Annotated in this window: 6 protein-coding genes; 2 read left to right on the top strand and 4 right to left on the bottom strand. The window is 60.1% G+C overall.

All coding sequences use genetic code 11. The features are described from left to right. A partial coding sequence (fruB, locus tag GHO41_RS15480; RefSeq protein ID WP_153434054.1) for a fused PTS fructose transporter subunit IIA/HPr protein occupies positions 1–1751 on the bottom strand: 1751 nt, incomplete at its 3' end. A 341-nt stretch (positions 1752–2092) separates the two neighbouring features. On the opposite strand from fruB, the gene cra reads away from it, so the two are divergent. Beyond that, a complete protein-coding gene (gene cra / locus GHO41_RS15475; protein WP_273218569.1) occupies positions 2093–3082 on the top strand; it encodes a catabolite repressor/activator in 990 nt (329 codons plus the stop codon). A gap of 9 nt (positions 3083–3091) precedes the next feature. Beyond that, positions 3092–3877 (top strand): TatD family hydrolase, encoded by a 786-nt coding sequence (locus tag GHO41_RS15470; protein ID WP_153434053.1) that lies wholly within the window; start codon positions 3092–3094, stop codon positions 3875–3877. 83 nt (positions 3878–3960) lie between these two features. On the opposite strand, the gene ampE is transcribed toward GHO41_RS15470, so the two are convergent. The 3 genes from ampE to GHO41_RS15455 all read right to left on the bottom strand — a co-directional run bounded on the left by ampE (position 3961) and on the right by GHO41_RS15455 (position 6875). Continuing rightward, positions 3961–4797, bottom strand: coding sequence for a regulatory signaling modulator protein AmpE (gene ampE / locus GHO41_RS15465; protein WP_153434052.1), 837 nt, complete (start codon positions 4795–4797; stop codon positions 3961–3963). After that, the gene (ampD, locus tag GHO41_RS15460; protein WP_153355675.1) at positions 4794–5357 is read right to left on the bottom strand and encodes a 1,6-anhydro-N-acetylmuramyl-L-alanine amidase AmpD; all 564 of its coding nucleotides are present in this window, start codon (positions 5355–5357) and stop codon (positions 4794–4796) included. Before ampD ends, ampE begins: the two co-directional genes overlap by 4 nt. 81 nt (positions 5358–5438) lie before the next feature. Next, a complete protein-coding gene (locus GHO41_RS15455) occupies positions 5439–6875 on the bottom strand; it encodes a DUF1631 family protein (protein WP_371928942.1) in 1437 nt (478 codons plus the stop codon). Positions 6876–7059 lie beyond the last annotated feature (184 nt).

The following is a 7059-nucleotide window of genomic DNA, read 5'->3' as shown; positions in this document are numbered from 1 at the left end:
ATGGCGCTGTGTGCGGTCGCCCCACCGCGAGCGGTCAAAATGCCCGCGACCCGCGCCGGGTCGAGGCGCGCCACATCAGAAGGCCCGACTTCGTCCATCACCAACACGTAGGGCTGATCGGGCTCGGCCAGAGTTTCGACACCACACAACTGCGCCAGTACGCGGCGACCAATGTCGCGCAAGTCCGCCGCACGCTCGGCCAGCAGCGCGTCCTGCAAGGACTCCTGCTGACGGGCCGCCGCTTCGATCACCGCCATCCAGGCGGCTTCAGCGCTTTCACCCTGTTTGAGCCGCGAGCCGACTTCATCGGTCAGTTCCGGGTCGTCGAGCATTTCCTGGTGGGTGATGAAAATCTCGCGAATGGCCTTGGACTGGCTGCGCTGGATCAACGTTTCGATGTCTTGGCGCACCGCACTGATAGCACCGTGCAAACGCTCACGCTCAACCGCGGATGACTCGCCGCGCAGCGGGTAATCGAAGGTTTGCAGCACCTGAATATGCGCCGGGCCGATGGCAATGCCCGGCGACGCCGCCACGGCATGGATCACGCTGCCGGCAGCCGGGGCCAGCACCACTTCAGCAATCTCGGCCAAGGCTGGCGCGTGTTCCGCTTGCGCTGCCAGTGGCTCGACTTCTTCGCCCAGGCCCTCTTCAACCGCCGCCAAAATGGCTGGCAAGGCGTCATTGGCGATGGTCGGTTCTGCGATAAATTCCAGGACCTGGCCACGACGGGCGCCGAGGCTGAGCAGTTTGCTCAAGCTCTTGGCAGACACGGCGCTGCCCTCTTGGCCATCGAGGATGCGCACACGAATATCGCCCTCAAAGCCCTTGGCCAATTGCGCGAGCACTTTGGCCGGACGCGCATGCAAACCGTGGGCATTGGCCAGGGTGATACGAGCACTCGGCCAATCGGCTGGCAACTCGCCGCCCAAGGCTTCGAGCACCGCACGGCGACTGGTGGCGCGGCCCAACTCTTGGCCACGCCCTTCAATCAATAAGGCGCACAGGCGTTCAAGCAGGGCCTGATGCGCCTCGCCCAAACTGGCCAGGCAAAACAGGCCGCTGAGCGGCTGGCCAAGGTAGCGTATTGGCTTGTCTGGGGTGACAAACGCCAGCCCCGGGCGTTTGACCGTTTGTTCGCTGTGCAGCCACCACAGACCATCGCCCAGCGGCAGCGCTTCTGCTTGTTGCAGGACAGCGGCAAAACCATTGCTCACGCAATCGGCCTGGCGCAGTAAACGCGCACCGCGCCAAACCAGTTCTTCAAAGTCGTCGGCAGACACGCCAAGGCCGATCATCTGAGCGTCCAGCGCCAGCTCTTGCGGTGCGCCCTGGAGCAACTTGAGCAGCGCCTCTGGTGTGCTGGCGCGGCGCAGAGCTTCACCCAGATCGGTTTCACCCAGCGCCCGGGTCAGCAGCTGCAAGAGGCGCAGGTGTTCATCGGACTTGGCCGCAATCCCGATCGCCAAGTAAACAATCTGCCCGTCGCCCCAGTCCACACCCTGTGGAAACTGCAATAAACGCACGCCGGTGGTGTGCACCAAGTCGCGGGTTTCAGGGGTGCCATGGGGGATCGCAATACCTTGCCCCAAAAAGGTTGAGCCTTGAGCCTCACGCGCCTGCAAGCCATTCAGATAACCTTCGGCCACCAAACCATCGGCGACCAGTTTATCGGCGAGTAAGTGCAGCGCCGCAGACTTGTCCACAGCCGTTTGGCCCATGGAAATCTGCTCTATGGTGAGCTCGAGCATGCGTTCTCCTTTTCCGACGCTCAATGGCGCACGGTATTGTTTTGAATTATGTCAGCTTAGGTCGCTCTCCCCGGAGTGTGTCAGCAGATGTGTGGCAAGCACCCTGCTGTCGTGGGAAAACACCTTAAATCACGTAAGCTGAATCGTTTAATCAAGAAAGAACGGCACGTTACTGCATAATCGCTCGCGCTTGAAGCCCAACCTGTCGGTTTGATCGATGTCAACCGAGCGATGTTGCAAAAAAATACAGTGACCACAAGGCAGACGATGATCGACTGCCGTAATCGGTTAGGATTGACCACAATGTCGACACGTACTACAAAAAATAAGGAATTTTCGGCGTGAAGCTCAGTGATATTGCACACCTGGCAGGGGTTTCGGTGACTACCGCCAGCTATGTCATCAATGGCAAGGCCGAGCAGCAGCGCATCAGCAGCAGCACGGTCGAGCGCGTACGCGCAGTCGTCGAGGCGCATGGGTTTACCCCCAACCCGCAAGCCGCAGGCCTGCGCAGCCGGCACACACGCACACTGGGTTTTATTCTTCCGGACCTCGAAAACCCGAGTTATGCACGCATCGCCAAGCAACTGGAGCAAGGTGCCCGTGCGCGCGGCTATCAATTGCTGATCGCCAGCTCCGATGACGCCCCCGACAGCGAGCGGCAGTTGCTCAAGCTGTTTCGTGCCCGCCGTTGCGACGCCTTGTTTGTGGCCAGTTGCCTGCCACCGGAAGATGACAGCTACCGCCAACTGCAAGACCTCGGCATGCCGATCATTGCGATTGACCGGACCCTGGACCCGGCGCGCTTCTGCTCCGTGATCAGCGATGACTGCGAAGCCAGCCTGCAACTGACCCGCAGCCTGCTCACACCCCTGCCACAGCAAATCGCCCTGATCGGCGCACGCCCCGAACTGAGCATCAGCCAGGCGCGGGCGGCGGGCTTCAAACAGGCACTGGAAGGCTTTGAAGGTGAAATTCTGATAGAGCACGGCGCAGCCTTCAGCCGCGACTGTGGCCGCCGCATCATCGATGAGCTGCTGGAGCGTTTGGGGCATTTTCCTGAAGCGCTGGTTACAACCTCCTACGTGCTGCTGCAAGGCATGTTCGATGCGTTGCTGGAGCACCCTGACCACACGCCGCCGCTGCGCCTGGCCACGTTTGGTGATACACAGTTGCTGGACTTCCTGCCGCTGCCGGTCAATGCCATGGGCCAACAGCACCCGCTGATCGCTGAGAAAGCCCTGGAACTGGCCTTGGCGGCCATTGAAGATCGGCGCTACGAGCCGGGCATCCGGGCCATTGCGCGCACCTTTAAACAGCGCATTCAGTAGGTTGGCTGCATGCACCTGATCGACACCCACACCCACCTCGACTTCCCGGACTTTGACCCCGACCGCACGTCTTTACTGGCGCGCAGCCGGGCGCTGGGGGTCAGGCAAATGGTCGTGTTGGGGGTGTATCAGGACAATTGGCAGCGCCTGTGGGACGGGGTCCAAACTGACCCTCAGCTCTACGCCGCCTTTGGCTTGCATCCGGTATACCTGGCGCAGCATCGGCCCGAGCATGTGCGCGAACTCGGGCAATGGCTGGAGCGTCTGGCCGGGCACCCGCAGTTGTGCGCGGTCGGTGAGATCGGCCTCGACTACTTTTTGCCGGAGCTGGATCGCGACGCTCAGCAGGCGTTATTTGAAGCGCAGTTATCGTTGGCGGCAGATGCCTCACTCCCGGCCTTGCTGCACGTGCGCCGCAGCCATGCGCCAGTGATTGCGACCTTGAAGCGTTTTAGGCTTAAGCGCGGCGGGATCATTCATGCGTTTGCAGGCAGCCGGGAAGAAGCCCGCGAATACATCAAGCTAGGGTTCAAATTGGGCTTGGGCGGCGCCGCGACCTGGCCGCAGGCATTGCGCCTGCGCAAAGTCATCGCCGACTTGCCGCTGGAATCCATCGTGCTGGAAACCGACTCGCCGGACATGGCGCCGGTCATGTACCCCAACCAACGCAACAGCCCGGAGCACTTGCCAGCTATTTGTGAAGCACTGGCGGGAATCATGGGGATCAGTGCCGAGGTGTTGGCCGAGGCCAGCACGGCAAATGCGTGTGAAGTGTTTGGCTGGGAAGCTAACTAAAACTCTGTAGGAGCGAGCTTGCCTCGCGATCTTTTAAACCAGCAAAAGATCGCGAGGCAAGCTCGCTCCTACAGGCGGTTGGCTTAGAGCAACAACGTCCACACCGCAAAGCCGGTGTACCACAGCACCGCCGCACGCAGCAGCAAGGCCCATAGCGTATCGAGGCTGGCGACGCCTTCCGGGCCGACTTGCGGTGCCGGGATTTCAGCCGCGGCACAACCGGCTTTGTTGATCAGTTGTTCTGCGCTGATGTCCCAGCTCAGCAGTTCGTGCAACATCACCCGGGTGACCGCGGCAAAGTTGCCCACCAACGCAAAACTCGCCGCCAGCAAACGCACCGGCAACCAGTCAAAGGCATGCCGCAGTTGCCGGGCACGCTCAACCAGCTCAGGTTTTTTACTGTGCTCGGCCGCCAGCGCCAGCAAGCGATAGCTCAAGGCCGCCACCGGCCCCAGCAGGAAGTACCAAAAAATCACCGCAAAAAAGCTCTGATACGCCTGCCACAGCAAATGGCTCTGCACTTTCTCAAGCAACTGCTCGCCGCTGTCTGCACGCACGCCAATGTCGCGCTCGGCCACATGTGCACTGGCTTGCAAATCTCCGCGCCGCCAGGCATCGCGAACCGGCCCCAGCCCCGCGAGCAGGTCACCCCGGCCCAAGCTGTAAATGAGCACCAACAGGTGCACCGGCAACACCAGCAAGCCATACGCCACCGGCTCCAGCACCCACAACAGCAGGCCCAGGACCAGCACCGGGAACAGAATCAGAATGGCCAGCACCCACCATGGCCTGTTCACCAGTTTGGGACTGGCCTCCAGTTTGTGCAGTTCGCGCAACCAGCCGCTATCACACTGCAAACGCTGGCGCAGCGCCGAGAACTTCTCGACCAGAATCGCCAGCAGTAACACCACAAAACTCATTGCTTATCTCCTGTGTGGCGCAACGCGTCACGAAAGCGCATCCATTCAAAAGCCGGGCCCGGGTCCGTTTTGCGCCCCGGTGCGATGTCACTGTGACCGCATATGCGCTGCGCCGTGATCGCCGGGTAGGCGGCTTGCAATTGCCGGGTCAAGGCTAGCAGCGACTCATACTGCGCGTCGGTGAATGGCAGGTCATCGGTGCCTTCCAGCTCTATGCCCAAAGAAAAATCATTGCAACCCTCACGCCCTTCGAAACACGAAATACCCGCGTGCCATGCGCGATCAAGACACGAGACAAACTGAGTGATTTTGCCGTCACGTTCAATCAGAAAATGCGCACTGACCGTGAGCTTCTGGATGCCTTCAAAGTAGGGATGTTCAGTGAAGTCGAGCTGATTCTGGAAAAACTCCTGCACTTTCCCCGTACCGAACTGACCCGGCGGCAAGCTGATGTTGTGGATAACCAGCAGGGAGATCTCGCCCTCAGGGCGCGCATTGAAGTTGGGTGACGGGCAATGGCGCACGCCTTTGCACCAACCGCTTGCGGGGTCCAGCTGCATACAGGCTCCTCAACGACGCTAACGAAAGGCCCAGTATGCCGCGATGAACGCGGCGATGGGGAGCAATCTGCCTGCTGTGGATCAATGAGCGCTGTATTGCCCCAGGCTGCCAATCATCGATGCCAGGGCGCGGTCGAACAACGGGCGGTCATCCAGTAACGAAATCGTCCCGCTGCGCAGTTGGCCGATCAAGTCGATGCGACTCTTTTCCACCACTTTCACACCACTGCGATTGACAAAAATGTGCCGACCTTCGGGCTCCATAATCGCAATCAGTTTGCAGCGCTGGCGGCAGGTCGGGTTGGTTTGCAGCTCGATCCAGGTGCCAATACGGAGCTGGCTGACCAGCAGCAAACCCAAGTGATCCTGCTCATCCAGCGCCGACGGCAGGCCAGCCTCCAACGGGCGCAACCGGCGTGCCTGCAACTGCTCGTGGGCACGGGTACGATGCTCAAGCTGCTCGACCAGCCCGCGTTCGGCGTGAGTAAAGCGCAAAAAGTCATTCAGCAACTCTTCCAGCAACTCGGGCGTGTCAACGCAGGGGCAACGCGCCAGTTGCTTCAACAGCTGTTCGATTTCGCGGTACAGCGGCTCGTTGCGCACGCCAACGCTGTCATCCCAGCCAACCGCCGCATCAGCCATCACGTTCAACAGGCTGCGGGCCGGATGGCTGTCGCTGCTGAAGAAGTGCGGATCGAGCTGTGCGATCTTGAGCATGGGCTCTTGCAACTGGCCCATGAGCTTTTTCAACGGCGGCGCGAGGTTGCGATCCCTGCTTATATAGTCGAATAGCTTGCCGACCAACTGATTCACGTCTTCGCCCGCCACTACCGACTCATGCTGGTGCCCGGCCTTGCTTGAGCTACAGCAGGCGATCCCGGTCGAGATCTCGGGCAGCACGCCCGTGGCCACCAGCAATTGGTTGGCATCGGCGTACAGGCGTGAGGTCTGGCTGAGCAGGTACTTTTCGAAGAGCTGCAACATGATCAGTTTGACCTTGAGATCAACGCCCTGATCGCGTTCAGCCTGCAAGAAGTACTCGCAGAGCATGGCCGGCCCCAACGGGTTGGTGTGCTCATTGAGCGTCACCCAACTCAAGGTGTTGAGGCGCGTGGTCAAGTGGCACAGGTCCAGCTGATCCCGGGCCAGCACTTGAGTGACCATCGCATTGATCGCTTGATCACGCTCGCTATCGACAATGACCAATGAAAAGGCGCTCTGTGTCGGCACAGGGTCATGCAAGGCGCTTTCGCTGGTCTCTGGCTGGGTCAATTTGAGGAAGGCGAAAAACAGTCGTTCAAGAAAGCCGCGCTCGATGTTTTTACGCTTGAGCCGCACGTCGCGCATGGCTTCAAAATACAGGCTTTGCTCGGCGTCACTGCGGGCCTTGTCGGCCATTGCAAACAGGGTTTCGTCGGCATTGTCGAACAGCACTTGCAGCTCGTATCTCAGTTGCTGCGCGGCCTTGTCATGCACCTGCAACAGGATCACAGGCAGGCGGGTAAGCGGCGAATGCATCGCCAACTCCGTAGAGGTCCTGTAGCCAGGCCCCACTTTCCCGTCATTTTGCATCCTGCCCTCCAGTAATGGTTTCTACGCTGCCCCGTGAACTGCACGTGACTCATGGGTCACGCCTGACGCTCACAGACAGTTACCGGCAAGTGTTTGCACACTCGCCGGCAGGTCGAAATCAGAACATCAC

The sequence above is a fragment of the Pseudomonas sp. FSL R10-0399 genome (assembly GCF_009600165.1).
GTDB classification, from domain to species: domain Bacteria; phylum Pseudomonadota; class Gammaproteobacteria; order Pseudomonadales; family Pseudomonadaceae; genus Aquipseudomonas; species Aquipseudomonas helleri.
Note: the sequence above shows the minus strand (reverse complement) of the source record. Positions and strands in the feature narration are given on the sequence as shown.